The organism is Pygmaiobacter massiliensis (assembly GCF_900199435.1).
Taxonomy (GTDB): domain Bacteria; phylum Bacillota; class Clostridia; order Oscillospirales; family Ruminococcaceae; genus Pygmaiobacter; species Pygmaiobacter massiliensis.
Map to the genome: position 1 here is coordinate 292012 of NZ_OAML01000002.1, position 17168 is coordinate 309179.

Sequence of the window (17168 nt, forward strand, 5' to 3'; positions counted from 1 at the left end):
TGGGTATCATTTGGCAGACTTTACAGTAAAGGGCGACACTAGCCTAGACGCCAGCGGGTTTAATGGCGGTATTTCTGCCATGACCGTTGCTGGCGGCAACCTAATTAGCTCTTTTGTGCAAAAGGTAGCCTCAGCAGGCGTAGAGATTGCCAAATCATTCATGAGCATCGGTGTAGGCTTTAATGCACAGCTGGAAACCTACACTACCAACTTTACAACGATGCTGAATGGCAACGCTGAGGCCGCGAGTACATTACTGGGTGAGCTGCGAGAACTGGGTGCATCGACTCCCCTTGCTATTAATGATTTGACCAATGCCGCCCAAACTTTGCTGTCTTTTGGCGCAGCCGACGCCAGCAGCATGACGGATACTCTGCGCATGATTGGCGACGTATCGCTGGGTAACGCTGAAAAACTAAAATCGCTTTCTCTTGCCTATGGCCAGATGGTCAGCACCGGCAAGCTGCAGGGCCAAGACCTGTTGCAGATGATAAATGCTGGCTTTAACCCGTTGCAGGAACTTTCTGAAATGGGTTATGGCACAATGGCATCACTCAAGGAGAAGATGTCGGACGGCGCTATTTCGGTTGAAATGGTGCAAGCTGCTTTCGAGCATGCAACCAGCGAAGGTGGCAAGTTCTACAATGCGATGGAAAATGCCAGTCACACCTTTGCAGGCCAACTCTCTACGCTGAAAGACAATGCAACCTCCCTGGCGGGAGATATCACCAAAGGGCTAACTGATAACCTGTCTAAGAATGTATTGCCAATGGCTATCGGCTGGGTTGATAAGCTGCAAACAGCTTTTACCCAAAATGGTACCGCCGGTATGGCCTCTGCGGCTCTGGATATTGCACAAGGGCTAATCGTCAATCTCATGGACGCCGGGCAGTCGCTCTTTGATTCTGGACTTGAGATGATTGACCAGGTTGCTGCTGGGCTCGTCGAGGGTGTACCACAGTTTCTGTCTCATGCATTGCCGATGATTGAGCAGTTCACTGCAAATCTGCGGCAAAATGCAGGGCGACTGGTGGATAGCGGACTAAATCTTATAAAAAATCTAGTGCAAGGCCTTATCGCAGCTCTGCCGGATTTGATTGCTTACGTTCCGCAAATCATCATTAATATCTGCGGAGTCATCAACGACAATCTGCCCAAAATCCTTCTAACCGGCGCCAGTTTAATTTTCGAGCTTATAAAAGGTATCATTGGCGCAGTGCCTGATCTGATTGCAAACTTTCCTAAAATCGTCCAAGCCATTGTTTCGGTGTTCACGGCGTTCAACTGGATAAACCTTGGTAAAAACCTAATCAAGTTTATCGCAGACGGTATTAAGGCGCTCTTTCATGCGCCTGTTGAAATTGCCAAGAACATCGTAAACAGCATCGTCAAAACGTTTAAGGATGGTTTCCACTGGTCCGATCTCGGCCGCAATATCATTCACGGTATCAAAGAAGGCATTACAGCAACAGCAACGCTCATCAAGGATGCCGCGCTAAACGCTGCAAAAGCTGCCTTCGACGCAGTAAAAAACTTTTTCGGCATTAAATCACCCTCACGATTAATGCGTGATCAAATCGGTAAAATGCTGCCGGCCGGCATGGCTGTTGGCGTCGAGGAATCCACTCCGCAGGCAGTGAGCGCGGCCCGAGCATCTGCGACGGACATGGTAGAAGCTGCCCGCGCTGCTGTAGATGACGCGCAGTATGGAATTGCTGTTTCCGCCTCGGATGCCATGCAGCAAGTAGCTGCGTTTTCTGTCCCGCCGGCTCCAGCCGCAGCCCCTAGTGCAACCACTAATTTTTATCAGACCATTCATACACACGATAGCCTTTCCCCCGCTGAATTAACGCGGGAGGCTGAAGATTTTATGGAAAGGAACCGCTGGAAAAACCCATGACTGAAAATGCTGTTTTCATCTATGAATCTGCTGGCAAATCGGTGGTATTCTCAAAAGATTCTTCGTTTTGGATTTCTTCTGTTACTGGCGTTTCAGGTAATTCCGTCGCAATCAGCGAGTCCCAAGGTGCCGGGCAAATTGGTAGCACCATTAACAACCAATCGGTGCAGCCTCGTGACATCACAATGAATGGTGTGCTGCTTTATGATGCAGAACCCAATCGCCGCGCGGTACTTTCTTGCATTTTGCCGGGGATAGTAGGCCGTCTTACCATTATTGACCGCGGCGAAAGTTGGTACATAGAAGGTGCACCGAAAAAGACACCGGAATTTTCTGATGGCGCTGGCATGCAGAACTTCCAATTCTCGTTGCGATGTCCATATCCGTATTGGCGTACCGTTGCATCTGTCCCCTCACAGATTGCAGGACTGACAAAGCTGTTTCGGTTTCCCTTAAATACCGGCGGTCGGTGGTATCTCTCGCAATATTCAAACAGCCTATTTACCACCGTCCACAACAGCGGCGGCGCGGCCACTGAGTTTGACATTACCTTTACTGCAGCAACACAGGTCACGAATCCTGAACTGTACCATGTGGAGCGGCAGAGCTATATCAAGATTAATAAAGTAATGGCGGCTGGCGAGCAGATTACCGTTTCCACGGTGTATGGCCGCAAAGGCGTAACGCTGCGGCTCGCTGGGGGCACCGAAGCCAACGGCTTCAAATATCTGGACATTGGCAGCGATCTCAACATGCAGCTAGATCCCGGCAACAACACGCTGCGCTGCGCCGCCGAAAACAACCGCGAGGGCCTGCGTGTGCAGATTCTCGCGCCGAAAGGAGTGCTGCCGGGTATATGACACTCTACGTTTACAATGCCTCGCTTGAGCGCATTGGTCTAATTGAAGATATTCGCAGCCTGCAATGGCTGAGTGAATACCAGGATGCCGGAGAAGTAAAGCTCGTGTGCTCGGCTACGAAAAAGAACACTGCTTTGCTTGTGGATGGCAACCGACTTTACTGCACCGAGCACCCGGAAAGCGCAGTCATCCGCGAAGTTACACTCGAGGACAAAGGCAAAGATGCCACGCTGACTGTGCGTGCACCGCTCTCTGTCTCACGCTGGGCAGATCGCATCGTGATGGCAACCGAGAATATTTCCGGTGTGGAAAGCGGCATGCTGGGCCTTACCACAAAGCACCGCAGAGGGCTGCCCGGCGCCTCGGCCGCAGCCAAAGGATTTGTAGCAAAGACCGATACCCAAATTACTTGGGGCAGCGTCTTAGCTGCTGAAATCAGCCTTGCGACCGCTTCCGGCCTGGGCTTTCGCGAAACATTCGCGCCGGAAACAGGCGTGGAAACCTTTGAGGTGTATCAGGGCACTGACCGCACGACCAGCAACGGATACAACGGCTATTTCGGCGATGACATCGACAACCTCTCGAACCTCAAAATCGTGCAAGGCTCTGCCGATTGGAAAAACGTCGCCGTCGTAGGCGGCCAGGGCGAAGGCGCAGCGCGCAAAATCATTACCGTTACGCTCGGCAGCTATGCCGGAGATGACCGCCGCGAGCTTTGGGTGGATGCCAAAGACATTGCCCAAACCTACCAGGTGGCAACACCAGATGGACAAGGTGGTTACACCTATTCCGAAGCTACTTACACCGACAGTCAGTACACTGCTCTACTTGAGGCGCGCGGACTGGAAAAGCTGGCAGCGCAGCTCAAAACGCTGGAAGTATCGGCTGCGCTGGGGCAAGGCTTAATGCTTTACGGCCAGGATTACTTCCTGGGCGACATTGTGCCGCTGAAAATCACCCGGTATGGTCTGCGGCTATCTGCACGGGTTTCTGCTGTGCGTACCGTATATGAAAAAACGGGCAAATCGGTCAATGCGATTCTTTCTGATTTTGCTCTTGAAAAGGAGGCTACGAGCCTATGATTTGTTTTCCTCTCGACAATACCGAATATGGCGCTGAAGCGCTTGGTGCATATCTTTGCACCAGAACTCGTGGTGTCTTTTCGGCTGAAACTAATCTCGCTGTCACTGCTACAAGCGGTATGTCGGTCACTGTCTCCCCTGGTCTTGCATGGCTAAAGTATGCAGAATACTGGGGCACCTGTGCCTTGCAGCCCCAGCCTTTAACACTTTCGATTGAGGTAGCCGATGGCGCTCTTGCCCGCATTGACGCCGTGGTCTGTCGGCTCGACAAAATCAAAAACTGCGCAGAAATCACCGTAAAGAAAGGAGCATATGCTTCTGCGCCTACCGTGGTGGCGCCAGTGCGCAACGACAACTACGACGAGATCTATCTTGCGACAATTAATGTCACTCCCGGCCTCATTGCTATTTCTCAGGAGCAAATTACAGACCGGCGACTTGACCCGAGCGTATGTGGTCTAATGGCCGACAGCATCACAGAAATTGACACTGCTGCCATTCATGCGCAGGTTGCCGGGCTGATTGCTTCGCTCCAAAAAGCCCTGGCAGATGTGTTTGGCGGTGCCTTGCCGGACAAGTCCGTCACTGAGCCCAAGATTGCGGATGGTGCCATTACTACGCCTAAATTCGCAGCAGATGCAAAAGTGCCAAACGCTGGTTACGCTAGTGAGTCTGGAATGGCTACCACAAAACTCCTCGTCAACAATGACTTTCTATCCATCAACACTGCCGGCGACTTTTCAAGTGAAGATATGAAGCCTAGTGTGTTTGGTAGCGAGACCGCTGATACTTCCTACACTAACTGCCCTCCCGGCATTAAAGGTGCTTTCTATGGCTACCGTGAAGTGTGGAAATCCTCTCAAGTTATTACTGTCCACTTAGTTGAGTCTTTCCCTGTTCCGGGAAGAGTCTGGTCTAATGGATATGACACAAACACAAAAGTGTGGTTTGGCTGGCAAGAAAATGGCGGTACTAACAAGTATGTGCGTGATTACGCATGGCCCATTTCTCGTATGGGTGGCTTTGACTCATTTAAGAACGAAGCTGCTACTGCTGCACAAGCCTATTACTTAGGCTTTAATGGCGGTGCTAACACTGTACTGGCTGTCCCTGCTGCTAAGATGGCAGCCAGGGCAAGTAATATCTCGATGGGTTCGGACGGCCGGCTCTGGATTAGCTATTCGTAAGGAGGCGGCGCAATGGCAGGAGGCATCTTTTTTAATAACGTTGCGCAAAGCGGCCTTTTTTACAATGGCGCAGAGCAACGCGAATGTTATTTCAACAATGTCCTTAACTGGAAAAAGGAACTCACGCTATTTTACAATGGCGCCTTCGGTGGGCTCGGCACACCTGTAAAAAAGTATGTGGAAGGGTCAGCATGGCAAGCTAGCCAGATATCTGGTGCCAATTGGCTGATTAACTGCGATGGTCGAGCTGACTGGTGGTTTCCCATCGCTACTTCCGGATACAGCACATTAAATATTCAGGTCGTAGGTCGCGAAGGCGCTGGTCAATGCTTTATGTTTGCCACGACTGGAAGTACCGACAAGTGGGGCGTAAATGCTGAACATGTCCGAGAAATCACTACTCCCGGTACATACACTCTTCCAGTTTCAGCAGGTGCTATCTCTATCGGTGTTGAGGCACTTCGTGGCGGCGTGTATATCTCAAATATGTGGCTTAGTTAAAGATTATTAGGAGGTTCTAACAATGCTAAAACTCACACTCGCAGACAAATCCGAATACGAGGTACTACCGCAAAGCACTGCGGTCTATCCTTCTTTTTCTACCAATGCCCGAAACCGCATGGAGATTCACATGCGGGAAGATCTCATGACACTGGAACAGCTGGATTCGCTTTTTTCGGACAAAAAGAAAACGGACACCATCACTCTCACTGAGATTGATGAGTCCGTGGAGCCTAACAAGGTCAAGCACTCTCTGATTTACAGCAAATACAACTATGTCACCTCGGTCGGCAAAGAAATCGTGACCATTCCGAATTTTACTGACGCAAGCACTCCGCCGGTTACGGAAACGCATCTTGTCGTCAAGCTGGAACAGCTCACCTACACCGAGCAGCAACTGGAGGCACTGGGAATTAAAGTGTAACACCCTATCTCAAAGGGCTACAAACTTTTATTTTTAGGACGGTGAAAGCGGAACGCCGCTGACGTGCAAGTATAAATTTGCGCACTCCTGTTCAAATACAGGCTCATTCGTCGGCTGTGTAGTTTCTTTACTGCACGACACCAACAACAATGCCATCATAATAGCAAAAAGTATTTTCTTCCGCACGACGATACACCTCTTTGGACATAGTGTGGTGTGGATTGAGCCCATTATTCTTTAGCAAGCCGATAAAACGAACAATAGAAAGGACGTAACATGATCACAATCAACGAAAGCATTCTTCCGATCAGCGCAGCACGCTGCGGCAAAAAGCTGCGTGCCTTTAGCGGTATCACCATCCACGAAACCGCAAACAAGGCAGCCACGGCGACTGCGAAAAACCATATGGTATATATGACACGCAACGGTGGCAGTGCAAAGGAATGCAGCTACCACTACGTTGTGGACGAAGCCGAAGTGTATCATCTTGTGCCAGACGGTGAAGTGGCATGGCATGCCGCAGACGGTGCAAACGGCAAGGGCAACAATGAAACGATTGCGATTGAAATTTGTGTGAACGTCGGCGCAGACTTTGCACAGGCATGTAAGAATGCAGCGTATCTTGCTGCTGCTCTGCTGCATGAGCGTAAAATCAAAACTGTGTCCGGCTACATTTTCGAGCACCACGATTTTTCTCGAGATAAAAAGAACTGCCCGGCGCAGTTACGTGCAGGCCAGTGCGGCGGCATGACATGGCTACGTCAGAAAGCACAGCAGTACTTAGATGAAATGTGGAATGTCGGTACCGCACCTGCTCAGCCTGTGCCGACACCTAACAATAAGCTGTACCGCGTACAGGCTGGTGCTTTCTCTTCGGAGCAGTCTGCTAAGGCGTACGCGGCAAAGCTTAGCGCACAGGGTATTCAGTGTTTTGTGACCGATGTGGAGGTGTAACATGGAAGAAAAGCGCAATATCTTTGCAGTGATCAAAGGCGGCATCGTGGGTACAGCAACAGCCTTTACCGCTGCCTTTGGCTGGATTGGTTGGCTTGTCGTAGGCTGGATTTGTTGCATGGCATTGGACTGGATTTCGGGCTCTGCTGCCGCAAAGAAAAACAAGGAGTGGAAGTCTAGCACTGCGAGAGACGGCATCTGGCACAAAGCTGGGATGATTCTTGTGGTCATTATTGCAGCAATCGTAGACGGAATACTCGGTCAAATCGTCAACAACATTCCCGGATTTACACTTCCCTTTACCTATGGCATGATGGTTTTTCCAGTGGTAATCTGCTGGTATATTTTCACGGAACTCGGCAGCATCTGCGAGAATGCAAACAAAATGGGCACTCGCATTCCTGACTTTTTAATCAGTCTTCTTTCCGCTGGAAAGCTCGGCACCGAAAACGTCTGGGACAATATTCTCAAGAAGCCTAGCAAAAAAGAATAGAGACAGGCAAAGCCCCCGGCTAATGAAGGCCGGGGGCTTTGCCTGTTATAGACATATTGGTGTCCCATCATTCTCACTACCAACTAGTTCAAAACTAGTACGAATAGCTTCTACGGTGTGCTCTCACATGCTCCCACTTTCCTAAGCGAAAACAAGAATATGCTCTTATTTTTGATAAACTAGATATCATATTCACCCTTTCTACATGTAATTATGTAAAAGAATGATAAAACAATTAAATCTTAACAAGAATTAACCTTGTGTCAATCATTTTACTTACATAGAACGCTATAGAAAAAGGCCATGATTTACTTGAAAATATCGCAAGCCTATGAGTAAACGTAAAGTTCATTCTGACACTAGTTAAATGGATAGAGCAAAAAGCGGAAGGTACAGCAAAATTAGCGAAATAATGTATATAAAATAAGGTCTCTAGTATATTCGTTCTGTAGGCCCTATTTCTTGCACTATTGAAATCAAAGAAAACAATATTGCATATTAAAGATCATATCAAATAATTATAGAAATTCAGTTTTTATACTTGCTTGCGGCTGGGTGATGGTTTGTATCCAATTATTTTGATTTCCCTGAGGCGGTTTGCAGAGTACAATACCGACTTCCTTACTACACTCCATGTAATGTTGATTTTTATATTTAATGTTAATATTAAGATGTATTTCATCGGGAATTGTTTCGGAGTTTTGAGTGTTACCATTAACTTTAGGAAGAGAGAATATAATAGAAAAAATTTCATCAACAAACACTACTTGTTTCATCTGGTCTATATCTATATGGGGTGCTTCTTTTTCTTCTTTAAGGTACCGTCTGGAGTTTTTATAGTAACTATAGGTAAAGTGATTAATACGTAAATCAATTATAGGATTATTAAGAGTTATAAATCTCAGTTTAAATATTTGTCTTTCCACATTATAATCAATTTGATCCTGGCTTTGGACAGAATAATAAAAAAATGGAAAATCTTCTTGAGACGGTAGCGCTGTAGAACTGTTAATGTGAATAAGAAAGATTTCGGGTAACAAAGTCAATTTCGTAACACTATCTGATAATTTTTTATATTTTGCACTTTGCCGGATAGTTACAATGCCCAAAAACACAGCAGTTAAGGCCCCTATATATGAAATCATAAAAGAAAACCATACTTCCTCGCTGAAGGCTGTAATAAATGGCCGCCAACCAAAAAAACCATTAAACAAAAATTTTTCTAAAATCAAGGGGAGAAATAAAATAAAGAAAATAATTCCTATACTTAATAAGCTTTTTAAAAATCGCTTTTTTTTAAGGTTCTCAAAAAAATTTAGGAATTCAATAATTTTTTTCACAAAAATAAGTCTCCTTAAAATACCAAATTTCGTATTAACATTAGGGCGTTTTCTTAAACATATTTTACTGTTTTTAAATAGCTGTCACACTTGTAGTCAATTTGCTTGCCTACTCATTATACTTAATAGTTTCTTATGAACATCTCTATTTTAAGATTAAAAATGGGGCTATTAAGTGAAGCTCAACCATCGAAGCAAAGGGTACGAAAAAGAAGCTTCCAACCTTCGGTAATCGAGCTTTTATTGATTTGTGTTCTATTTGGTGATCTCTAGAGTTTTAATGCTTTATATCGCATATTTTTAAATAATACTTTTCTATATTTATGAATCTTATCTTTCAACACGAAGCAACTTGCATATCTCTTATATCAATTACTGATATAAGAGTTGGCAAACCGGCAATACCTTTATAATCCATGTTGCGGCACTGATATCTGTTATTACAACGAACCGAATTTTTTGGTATTATTGCGGCATAAAAATTAAAACATTTACAATTTTTTGCAATTTATTTGTAATTCAGATCATATAGAAATAAATCCTCTAACCTGGGTTGAGCGGAAAAGCTTTAATATGGGTAATATTAAGTTCACAAGCCTCAAATAGGAGTCCGCTGCTAAGCGTGTAAAATCTTTAGATTTTCTGTTCCTAGGAATTTTAATCTTCACATTGCACATTCATTCTTGCCTTTTCAATTTCACCTCTCTTTTTTCAAGAAATTCTATAACATAATCTAGATGTTCCGGAATTATTGTTTTTTCCACAAAACTAAAAATTTTTTCTCCCACTTCTGTGAGAATCACACAGCCCACCGGTAAAGATTCTTGGGAAGTTATTGCTGTAAAAGAGGTTTGTCCGTAAAGAAAATTTATAAACGGAGACTCCTTTGGATCAATCCGAAGACGATAGCCTACAAAAGAATCATAGACTATCAATCCTAAGCATTGCAATTCACTTAAAACACTAAAATTTATATTGTATTTTTCTAAATATTCGTAGTTTGGAGGCACTATAACCGTTGGCATCGTCTTACCCCGCTGTGCTTCAGGGCCGAACGGGGTCAGATATATCGCTAAACTACAAAGTGCTTGAAACGCGTTGCAATAAAAAGGAGTAATTTCTGATAAAATACGAATAATGCGCGGAGGTGTGCTATTAGGCTTTTGAATCTCGCCAGCCAAAATTTTTCCCCACATAAACTGCAGTTTTTCATCTGAAACAAATTTTGACGCCTCGAAAAAGCGCTCAAACCATTCTACATTAATAGTTGATTCGAATTCAGAAGATGGACCTAGCTTAACTTGTTTTTCAGCAATCTGAGCAATTGCTATCTGATTTTTCAGATGCTTATAGGTTGATTTTGTTCTAGCAAGTGCCACCATCTTTGCTTCTGGGGATAAATCACTGGACTTAATCTCCTCTATATAAGTTAATACAGCCTCTTTCTTTACTCCCCAAAAAGGAAAGCATCTTCCCAACATATCCGAAAGTTTGTTTACACTTTCCTTAGCCACGGTTTCTCCTGCAGCCTTGAAAAATGTCTCGTAAGTTTCATCCATACACATTTTTTTCCTCCAGTTTTACTCGAAGTCAAATTTACCCTACTTTTGTTTTTATGAACCGCTGATTTATAACTGTTGTATTTTCCTTAGAAATCTGTGTTTGAATATGTTTTTTTATTTTAATTCCTTCTTGTTCTTGCTCGTATGGACAAACTAAAAAGATATCATTGTTTTCAAAAACAACAACTCCTCCGCTAGCCTTTTTCCACTCTTCTTCTTTGGCCTCTATCATATTTAATTTTTCAAGTGATATTGTTTTAAATGTACTTTTACCCATAGCTTCTATTCGTCCCATATTCAAGCTCACTGCTACCATCATAAGAAAACTAATTCCTATCATAATTGCTAGGAAACGGAGATTATCTTGTTTTGTGCTCCCCCTTATAGCTTTGTTCTGATTTCTCATTGCGACTTCTCCTTTGCATTCTGTCCTAAAAAACTTTCTTGAAAGGCGAGAAAGTTTTTCATTTGCCCACGAACACAAAGTCGGCATATGTGCTACTAATGTTAATGAGAACGCAACCCTTACAGATATATTTATATTATCTACTAAGTTGCTCATAAAAGCGGAGTTGTCTCCTATCGCTATAAAAATCATAAAAGCAAAAAATATTATACAAAAAAAAGAAAGCATGTACCGAATTAATTTTCTTTTCTTAAAAAAATAAAAAGAAAGTGCATTAAGTAAAAGCATAATAATAGCTCCACATGTATAAAGAAGAAAGCCATAACTATTTTTTTCTGTAATAGTAATATATGTATTTGAAACACCGAAGTAATTATTGTAGCTCAAGTTATGAACATAAAGCAGAAACTTAATCATAGTGGAAACAACGGTAACAATAATTGTTCCTGCAAAAACAAAGAGAGCAGGGTTAGTTTCGGCATAGTGTTTAATCTTTTCTATAATTGTCCAAAAATCGCTCTCTTTTTCTTCATTTTCCAACAATATTATTTCTTGTTTCATAACTTCTCCTTAATCGATTTCACAACTCGCTTTTTTCTTATCAAGTCATCCAGTAAAGCCATCCTCTGCGGCGTATAGCCTAATGTAAGTTTATCACTTAACTAACATATTGGAAAGGCTATTATTTAAACCCATTGACCAGGTCTCTTCATATTATATTCTAGGTTCTATTGGGAACCTTTGGGCGCAAATGATTATTTTCTTTTTAAATTAAGCTATTTTTTTATTTCCTCGTAATGAGCAGGTCGCCTGTTCGAATCAGGTCAGTAGCTCCAAGAAAAGACTACTAAAAATGGCTTATATTAGCTATTTTAGTAGTCTTTTTGTTTGTTTCAAGGAGATTTTGCAACTTTCCATAGTGCCGTTGAGTTCCTCCAAATATCAGTAAATATCGTATACATTGTAATATACATTGTAATATTATTATTGGAATAGATAATATCGTGTGCTATAATAAGCACAAATCACTAGGCTAATCCCCCTATACATTTTTTTATAAGAAGGGTGGCAGTTTTCAAATGGCCGACGAGAAAAAGATAACAAGGTACAAACGCAACCATGGCGAATGGTGCTTCTATGAATACAAACCCAAGAAATGGGTTGCTCGCAAACAGTTTGGCAGAAAAGAAAATGGTAAGCCAAACATAAAGGCGTTGTATAGTAACTCTGCATCCGAAGTAAAGAAAAAAGCAAAGATTATGATTTTATGCTTCGCTCTAATGGTAACGTAGACTCTACAAAGATGGTTTTTGATAAATATTACAAAAATTGGATGACTACGTACAAATTGCATCAGCTGAAGCCCACAAGCTATGATGCATTAGAAGAGTGTTTAGAATGTCGTATTAGGCCTTACCCTATCTTAGCTAAGGCACAGATGTTTAATGTGACAACTCTTCTTTTGCAAAAATATATTAATGAACTCGTGTCGTCTCAGAAGTATTCATATGGCACCATCAAACGTACAAAGGTCTGTATTAACAATTGCCTGAAGAAGGCAGTACAACTCAAAGACTTACCGTATAACCCCATGGATGGCGTAGAATTGCCATCAGAGGACGTATTGTCTGTCAAAACTAAAGAGATTGAATTTCTTGATGACGACGACATGGAAAAAATATATCTTGAAGCTGGTCGTGTAACCGAACCAAAAGGCGGATATACCACTGCAAAATACTATAAGGCACATAGCACTCGCATATATAGATATGGATACCATGTCGTGTTTCTAATGTATACAGGGCTTCGTATCGGAGAAGCCCTTGGCCTAAAATGGGGAGACATCAACTTTACAAAAAAAGAGATGTTAATTAGAGATAATATGACCACTTCTTTTGATCGCGACAAAGACGGCGCTCGCATAACAAACACCAAATCAAAAAAGCTAGGTTCTACAAAAACAAAAAAGGGTACTCGTACCGTAAGCCTATCGAAGCGTGCTTTAATCGCTTTATGCGAAATAAAGAAGCTCAACGGAGACCATGTTACAAGTACGGACTTTGTTTTTCTAACATCAAAGTTTACTCCGGTCTCAGACAGAAACATTAGAAGAACTTTTAATGCAATGCAAGAACGCTCAAAAACTCGCATACAAAACTCCGGTTTGCATTGTTTAAGGCATACATTTGCCTCTGCACTTTTAAGGCATGGCGTAGATGTTAAGATAGTGTCTGAATTGTTAGGACACGCCAAGGTTAGTACGACTTACGATATATATGCGCATTTTATCCCGTCTCAAAAGATTAATGCGGTCAGCGTATTAGATAAGGACGACGAATGAAGATTAAACCAGTTGTAAAACGTCACAATAAAAAACAGGGTTGAGATTGCTCTCTTCCCTGTTTTTTATTTTAATTCAGTATTACAGAACCGTACAAATTACGCTCTACCCACTTGTCAAACTGTGCTTTAGGAACATAGAATTGTCTCCCAATTTTAATCGTGGGGAACGTTTCATTTGTTAAAAGCTCATATAGTTTAGTTCTGCCACATCCCATAATAGATTGGATGTCTTTCGATGTGTAGAATTTCTTATCATCTTCCGATTTCTGAGTTAGCAGCATTTTATATCTCCTTTTCTTAATTCATGTAGCCAGTTTCGTCCAGACTGGAAACTGCTTGTATTGAAGGCAATCGCTTTAATAAATTCAGTAGAATTATTAGAGTTAGAGCATCTTTCGACGAAGTATATTTTTATAGACTCATCCACATTTTGATAATACACAATATAATTTTCATATATATCCTTATCTGCATTACTAGCTCCCGTGCATACGTTTAAGCAAAATATAATAGTAGTTAAGCATACTGATAAAGCCTTTGTATGTCAGTCGTTTTATATTGATTGCATTCTTTATGTGTTGAAAATTTATATGGGAATCTCACCCATATAAATTTTATACTAGATGTTGGGATGTGCTTTTTTATAGTCCATCCACTCGCAAAAGTTTACGCATTCTGGATCTAATATCGGTTTCCCAAGACAATTTTCATATGCCCTTTTACGCCCTACAAAACTATTTACTTTATGGTCATCTGTATCTTTGATGAATTCATAAACTTTAAGGAAATCTCTTGAATTGAGCAACCTTGTCATACTAACATTCTTTTCACTAAACGGAGAACTTTTTGGGAACCTTTGCATCGCGTCTTTTCTTTTTTTCGTCATATACCCAACTTGAAAGTTAACTTTAATATTAGGAGTTCCATCGCCTTTTACTGTGCTAAAAAGCAACACGTCATTTTTCAACTGATATTGTTTGACAACACCATTTGCACACTCTCGTGCTTCGTATTGCCTATCTCTAAATCGATACAATATCTCAAATAGTATTGGATCTGCAATAACATGCCCACAAGCTGTGTGATTATTTTGGTCTATATCAGTTCTCTTCATTGCGACCATATCATCATAATTTAATCCGTACCAAGCCAGTATCATCAGAGTTTGAAGTCCAAGGAACGAGTCTCCAAACTTTCCAATTTCGCTTACATATTGAGCAAACTCTTTAGTAGAGAAAAAGTATGACGAATATATCGCATTTGCAGAACGATTTAGCTCAGAACGAGTAATCATCATTACTGCATGTGTAGCCGCGTCCGCAAGTGTAATTTCCCCCCGTGCCGCGCACCAATAAACGTATTCTCTCAATACTGTAATTTTTTTGTAGAACAGCGAAGCCGTTCCCGTCATCTTTGCGCTAAGCAGACACTCAAACGTCTGTTCATAATTAAACTTGCAAAAATCTTTATCCCACTTTACCTCAAAAGGATAAAACGCAACTTTAAAGAGCGTTGCTGCAATATTTTTCTTATATACACCTGGTGTATCATCATCACCTAGAGATTTTAAAAAACCATTTTTCATCAGTGGATTATATATAGAAATAGATTGGTCTTCTTGCATACTATCACCTCTATCAAAGATCATCATACCTTAAGCAGATATTTCATGCAATACGCAGCTAGGCGAACACTGCAAACATAAACTTCGATAAAGTCCAGTGTGTTTTATGCCTTGTTCAAACGCTTTCAAAATACACTAGCTTAAAAGCGCCATACCAATAGCTTCCTTATTCCAATCCTTATCCGAAAACTGACCAAGTTTAAATTTCAAATTAGTCTGATCTACCATAGTTCTTACCCATCAAGGTGCTGTCTTTATCCATATACTTAATTTCTCTACTTGCGCATTTGCCGTGTACCGGAGAATTACTCTTCCAACACTGTCTACCAAATGGGATACCCTTAACCATTCCCGAATACATATTAAATTTAGCTTTGAGGCAATTGCAGCAAGTTGTTATCTATTTCTTCCATAGGCTATACTCCCTTATAAGTTTTGTTGCGGGCTTAGTTCTTCTATGTTTATTATCTTACGGCAAATAAAGAAGTTTGTCAAGAGTTAATTTTCATTGGATAAAACAAGTTTTTTACAGAGAGCCCTATTCCACACAGTAATATATTACTTTACGACTTAAGCCTGCCGACCACGTGGAGCTGTCTATCAACATTTTTGATAATTAGTATAGCAGTTGTCTTATAACTTTCACATAATAAAATTGTGAAATGTCCTGGTCAAGCATATTTGTAACACCACTGTCTAATTTAGCCCGAATTGCGTGCCTCTAGTGGTGTCATATAGTTGTTATAGGAATGCGGACGAATCTGGTTGTACCAGAGATAAGCGTACTCGGAAACGGCATAATTGAGCTCCTCGTCCGTGTTAAAAGTGAATTGCTCAATCAGCTCTGCTTTCAGGCTGTTGTAGTAGCGTTCCATTGGGGCGTTGTCATATGGGCAGCCGGCTCGGCTCATGCTCTGTCTAATCCCGTGTTCTTCACAAAAAAGGGTAAAGTTCAGAGATGTAAATTGGCTGCCTTGGTCAGAGTGTAAAATAAGCCCGTACGGACGTTTCCGCTGGGCATCCAACGCTTTGTTCAATGTCTTAATAGCAAGCTCGCTTGTAATCCATCTTCCCGTCTCACTTGCTACCACACGGCGATCGTAGAGGTCGATAATCGTGCAATTATATCGTACCATCCCGTTTGAAATGAAAAGATACGTAAAATCTGTGCATCAGACTTGGTTTTTGGCAGAAACCTCGAATCTCTGATTCAGAAGATTCGGAAATACCTTGTGAGGCTCCCCCTTTTTATAACCAGGCCGCTTTCTGCGGCAGATGCACAGCAACCGCAATTCTTTATTCATATACCGATGTACCGTGGCCTTGCTTAATGAAATCCTTTTTCGGAGCAGAAAGATTCTCATGCTTCTGTGCCCTAAAATACCACCAGTTTCATGGTAAATAGTCTCTATCTCTCGGCGAATATCTGCTTTTTTGGCAAGATACTCTGCCGTTTTTCCTTTTAAGTAGTTATAATAAGCATTTGGACAAATGCCCGCGCTCCGTAACATCCAGCGGATGCCAAACAATAATACACGACTTTTATGCTCCGGCACCAATAGCAACTGGGGTAAATCTGACAAGCTTTTATCATTGCCGAAAAACTTTCTCAGAAATCTAGGAATATTTCATTGCCGGAGCGTATGTAACTTTGATTAATTTTAGAAGGAGAAAACAAACACATGCAGAAAGATAGCCAAGAGCCATATTTGAAAATTTACACACCCCTTTTTAGGGTTTCCCAAGACATGGTGAAACCTTATCTACGTCCAGAGCAGCTGTTGATTTTCACCTCTCTCAAATATGGGGAAAGCAGACATGGAGAATCACGCGCATCCATTCAGGCCCTATATGAAGATTGTGGGCACGACATATCTTGCCCTTCACGCGCTACATATTACAGGTTCAAAAACTATATTCGCGACACCATCCAATTTGCGTATGAAAATCTTGGTTGGACTACGAATGCTGAATTGGATGAAAAGTATAGCAGCATACGAATGTTTAAAGTAAACATCTCGGACAGCCCCAAAAATCTATTAGATGGATGCGATAATAGCTTCGCCATGTTGTATGAAGATGAGTGGGAGGTGCTGCGAGACTATGTTAATGCAAAAAACAAAGGAGTCTTGTTGCAGGTATTCCTCACGATTGTTTCATACATTTATCCGCGCAAACCAGGTCAGACAATTGAATTCTCACCAATGGCCACTTATATGTCTTTTGAAAGATTAGCAAAAGAAACTAAGCTATCTGCTCCTACTGTTTTGAATGCGGTACACGCACTCGTGGATGCTGGCATGCTTGCTTGCAATAACTATGGTAAGTTTGTAAATGACAATGGCGTGATTGTAAATACTCCCAACGTATACGCACGACCCCAAATTGATGGATCCGAAAAAGAGGAAATGTTTGCAAAGGCTCATTTAATGCTAAAAGCATACAACGTTTCTGACCGTCAACTTCGTTATGAATACTAACTAAATATATCT

16 protein-coding genes and 1 pseudogene are annotated in these 17168 nt (G+C 42.1%); 10 read left to right on the forward strand and 7 right to left on the reverse strand.

Annotation, left to right across the window (positions count from 1 at the left end; translation table 11 throughout):
• The first annotated feature begins 10 nt into the window (after positions 1 to 10).
• The 8 genes from C1A11_RS01425 (at position 11) to C1A11_RS01460 (ending at position 7401) form a co-directional block, all read left to right on the forward strand.
• Positions 11 to 1900: a tape measure protein gene (locus C1A11_RS01425; protein ID WP_102048652.1), complete on the forward strand. Its 1890-nt coding sequence runs from the start codon at positions 11 to 13 to the stop codon at positions 1898 to 1900.
• On the forward strand, positions 1897 to 2760 hold the full coding sequence (locus C1A11_RS01430) for a phage distal tail protein (protein ID WP_102048653.1): 864 nt from the start codon (positions 1897 to 1899) through the stop codon (positions 2758 to 2760). The genes C1A11_RS01425 and C1A11_RS01430 overlap by 4 nt, the downstream gene beginning before the upstream one ends.
• The gene (locus C1A11_RS01435) at positions 2757 to 3842 is read left to right on the forward strand and encodes a siphovirus ReqiPepy6 Gp37-like family protein (RefSeq protein ID WP_102048654.1); all 1086 of its coding nucleotides are present in this window, start codon (positions 2757 to 2759) and stop codon (positions 3840 to 3842) included. Before C1A11_RS01430 ends, C1A11_RS01435 begins: the two co-directional genes overlap by 4 nt.
• Entirely contained in the window at positions 3839 to 5029 is a 1191-nt protein-coding gene (locus C1A11_RS01440) for a hypothetical protein (protein WP_102048655.1), read from the forward strand. Before C1A11_RS01435 ends, C1A11_RS01440 begins: the two co-directional genes overlap by 4 nt.
• Before the next feature lie 12 nt (positions 5030 to 5041).
• Positions 5042 to 5530 carry a hypothetical protein gene (locus C1A11_RS01445; protein WP_102048656.1) on the forward strand — a complete coding sequence of 163 codons (489 nt, stop codon included), beginning with the start codon at positions 5042 to 5044 and terminating at the stop codon, positions 5528 to 5530.
• Between the two features lie 22 nt (positions 5531 to 5552).
• Positions 5553 to 5954: a hypothetical protein gene (locus C1A11_RS01450; protein WP_102048657.1), complete on the forward strand. Its 402-nt coding sequence runs from the start codon at positions 5553 to 5555 to the stop codon at positions 5952 to 5954.
• Between the two features lie 276 nt (positions 5955 to 6230).
• Positions 6231 to 6908 (forward strand): N-acetylmuramoyl-L-alanine amidase, encoded by a 678-nt coding sequence (locus C1A11_RS01455; RefSeq protein ID WP_102048658.1) that lies wholly within the window; start codon positions 6231 to 6233, stop codon positions 6906 to 6908.
• 1 nt (position 6909) lies between these two features.
• On the forward strand, positions 6910 to 7401 hold the full coding sequence (locus C1A11_RS01460) for a phage holin family protein (RefSeq protein ID WP_102048659.1): 492 nt from the start codon (positions 6910 to 6912) through the stop codon (positions 7399 to 7401).
• A 518-nt stretch (positions 7402 to 7919) separates the two neighbouring features.
• Here the strand turns inward: C1A11_RS01460 and C1A11_RS01465 are convergent.
• From C1A11_RS01465 to C1A11_RS01475, 3 genes are all read right to left on the reverse strand, one after another.
• Entirely contained in the window at positions 7920 to 8741 is an 822-nt protein-coding gene (locus C1A11_RS01465; protein ID WP_102048660.1) for a hypothetical protein, read from the reverse strand.
• Positions 8742 to 9418: 677 nt separating this feature from the next.
• Entirely contained in the window at positions 9419 to 10300 is an 882-nt protein-coding gene (locus C1A11_RS01470; protein WP_180950203.1) for a DUF2806 domain-containing protein, read from the reverse strand.
• Positions 10301 to 10337: 37 nt separating this feature from the next.
• A complete protein-coding gene (locus tag C1A11_RS01475; RefSeq protein ID WP_102048662.1) occupies positions 10338 to 11270 on the reverse strand; it encodes a hypothetical protein in 933 nt (310 codons plus the stop codon).
• 706 nt (positions 11271 to 11976) lie between these two features.
• Here C1A11_RS01475 and C1A11_RS01485 point away from each other — a divergent pair.
• Positions 11977 to 13050, forward strand: a complete 1074-nt coding sequence (locus tag C1A11_RS01485) for a tyrosine-type recombinase/integrase (RefSeq protein ID WP_102048664.1) — start codon at positions 11977 to 11979, stop codon at positions 13048 to 13050.
• Positions 13051 to 13120: 70 nt separating this feature from the next.
• On the opposite strand, the gene C1A11_RS14030 is transcribed toward C1A11_RS01485, so the two are convergent.
• From C1A11_RS14030 to C1A11_RS14035, 4 genes and pseudogenes are all read right to left on the reverse strand, one after another.
• On the reverse strand, positions 13121 to 13333 hold the full coding sequence (locus C1A11_RS14030) for a helix-turn-helix domain-containing protein (protein ID WP_102048665.1): 213 nt from the start codon (positions 13331 to 13333) through the stop codon (positions 13121 to 13123).
• Between the two features lie 338 nt (positions 13334 to 13671).
• Entirely contained in the window at positions 13672 to 14676 is a 1005-nt protein-coding gene (locus C1A11_RS01495) for a phage lytic cycle repressor MrpR family protein (protein WP_102048666.1), read from the reverse strand.
• A gap of 701 nt (positions 14677 to 15377) precedes the next feature.
• Positions 15378 to 15836 (reverse strand): annotated as a pseudogene (locus C1A11_RS01500) (IS3 family transposase); the annotation flags it as partial.
• Between the two features lie 12 nt (positions 15837 to 15848).
• Positions 15849 to 16187: an IS3 family transposase gene (locus C1A11_RS14035; RefSeq protein ID WP_423242017.1), complete on the reverse strand. Its 339-nt coding sequence runs from the start codon at positions 16185 to 16187 to the stop codon at positions 15849 to 15851.
• A gap of 171 nt (positions 16188 to 16358) precedes the next feature.
• On the opposite strand from C1A11_RS14035, the gene C1A11_RS01510 reads away from it, so the two are divergent.
• The gene (locus tag C1A11_RS01510) at positions 16359 to 17156 is read left to right on the forward strand and encodes a hypothetical protein (protein ID WP_102048669.1); all 798 of its coding nucleotides are present in this window, start codon (positions 16359 to 16361) and stop codon (positions 17154 to 17156) included.
• The last annotated feature ends 12 nt before the right edge of the window (positions 17157 to 17168 follow it).

Coding starts and splice junctions, on each gene's coding strand:
- C1A11_RS01485 (WP_102048664.1), top strand. CDS start 11,977: ATGCTTCGCTCTAATGGTAACGTAGACTCTACAAAGATGGTTTTTGAT.
- C1A11_RS01440 (WP_102048655.1), top strand. CDS start 3,839: ATGATTTGTTTTCCTCTCGACAATACCGAATATGGCGCTGAAGCGCTT.
- C1A11_RS14035 (WP_423242017.1), bottom strand. CDS start 16,187: ATGTTACGGAGCGCGGGCATTTGTCCAAATGCTTATTATAACTACTTA.
- C1A11_RS01495 (WP_102048666.1), bottom strand. CDS start 14,676: ATGCAAGAAGACCAATCTATTTCTATATATAATCCACTGATGAAAAAT.
- C1A11_RS01450 (WP_102048657.1), top strand. CDS start 5,553: ATGCTAAAACTCACACTCGCAGACAAATCCGAATACGAGGTACTACCG.
- C1A11_RS01510 (WP_102048669.1), top strand. CDS start 16,359: ATGCAGAAAGATAGCCAAGAGCCATATTTGAAAATTTACACACCCCTT.
- C1A11_RS01470 (WP_180950203.1), bottom strand. CDS start 10,300: ATGGATGAAACTTACGAGACATTTTTCAAGGCTGCAGGAGAAACCGTG.
- C1A11_RS01435 (WP_102048654.1), top strand. CDS start 2,757: ATGACACTCTACGTTTACAATGCCTCGCTTGAGCGCATTGGTCTAATT.
- C1A11_RS01430 (WP_102048653.1), top strand. CDS start 1,897: ATGACTGAAAATGCTGTTTTCATCTATGAATCTGCTGGCAAATCGGTG.
- C1A11_RS01455 (WP_102048658.1), top strand. CDS start 6,231: ATGATCACAATCAACGAAAGCATTCTTCCGATCAGCGCAGCACGCTGC.
- C1A11_RS01460 (WP_102048659.1), top strand. CDS start 6,910: ATGGAAGAAAAGCGCAATATCTTTGCAGTGATCAAAGGCGGCATCGTG.
- C1A11_RS14030 (WP_102048665.1), bottom strand. CDS start 13,333: ATGCTGCTAACTCAGAAATCGGAAGATGATAAGAAATTCTACACATCG.
- C1A11_RS01475 (WP_102048662.1), bottom strand. CDS start 11,270: ATGAAACAAGAAATAATATTGTTGGAAAATGAAGAAAAAGAGAGCGAT.
- C1A11_RS01445 (WP_102048656.1), top strand. CDS start 5,042: ATGGCAGGAGGCATCTTTTTTAATAACGTTGCGCAAAGCGGCCTTTTT.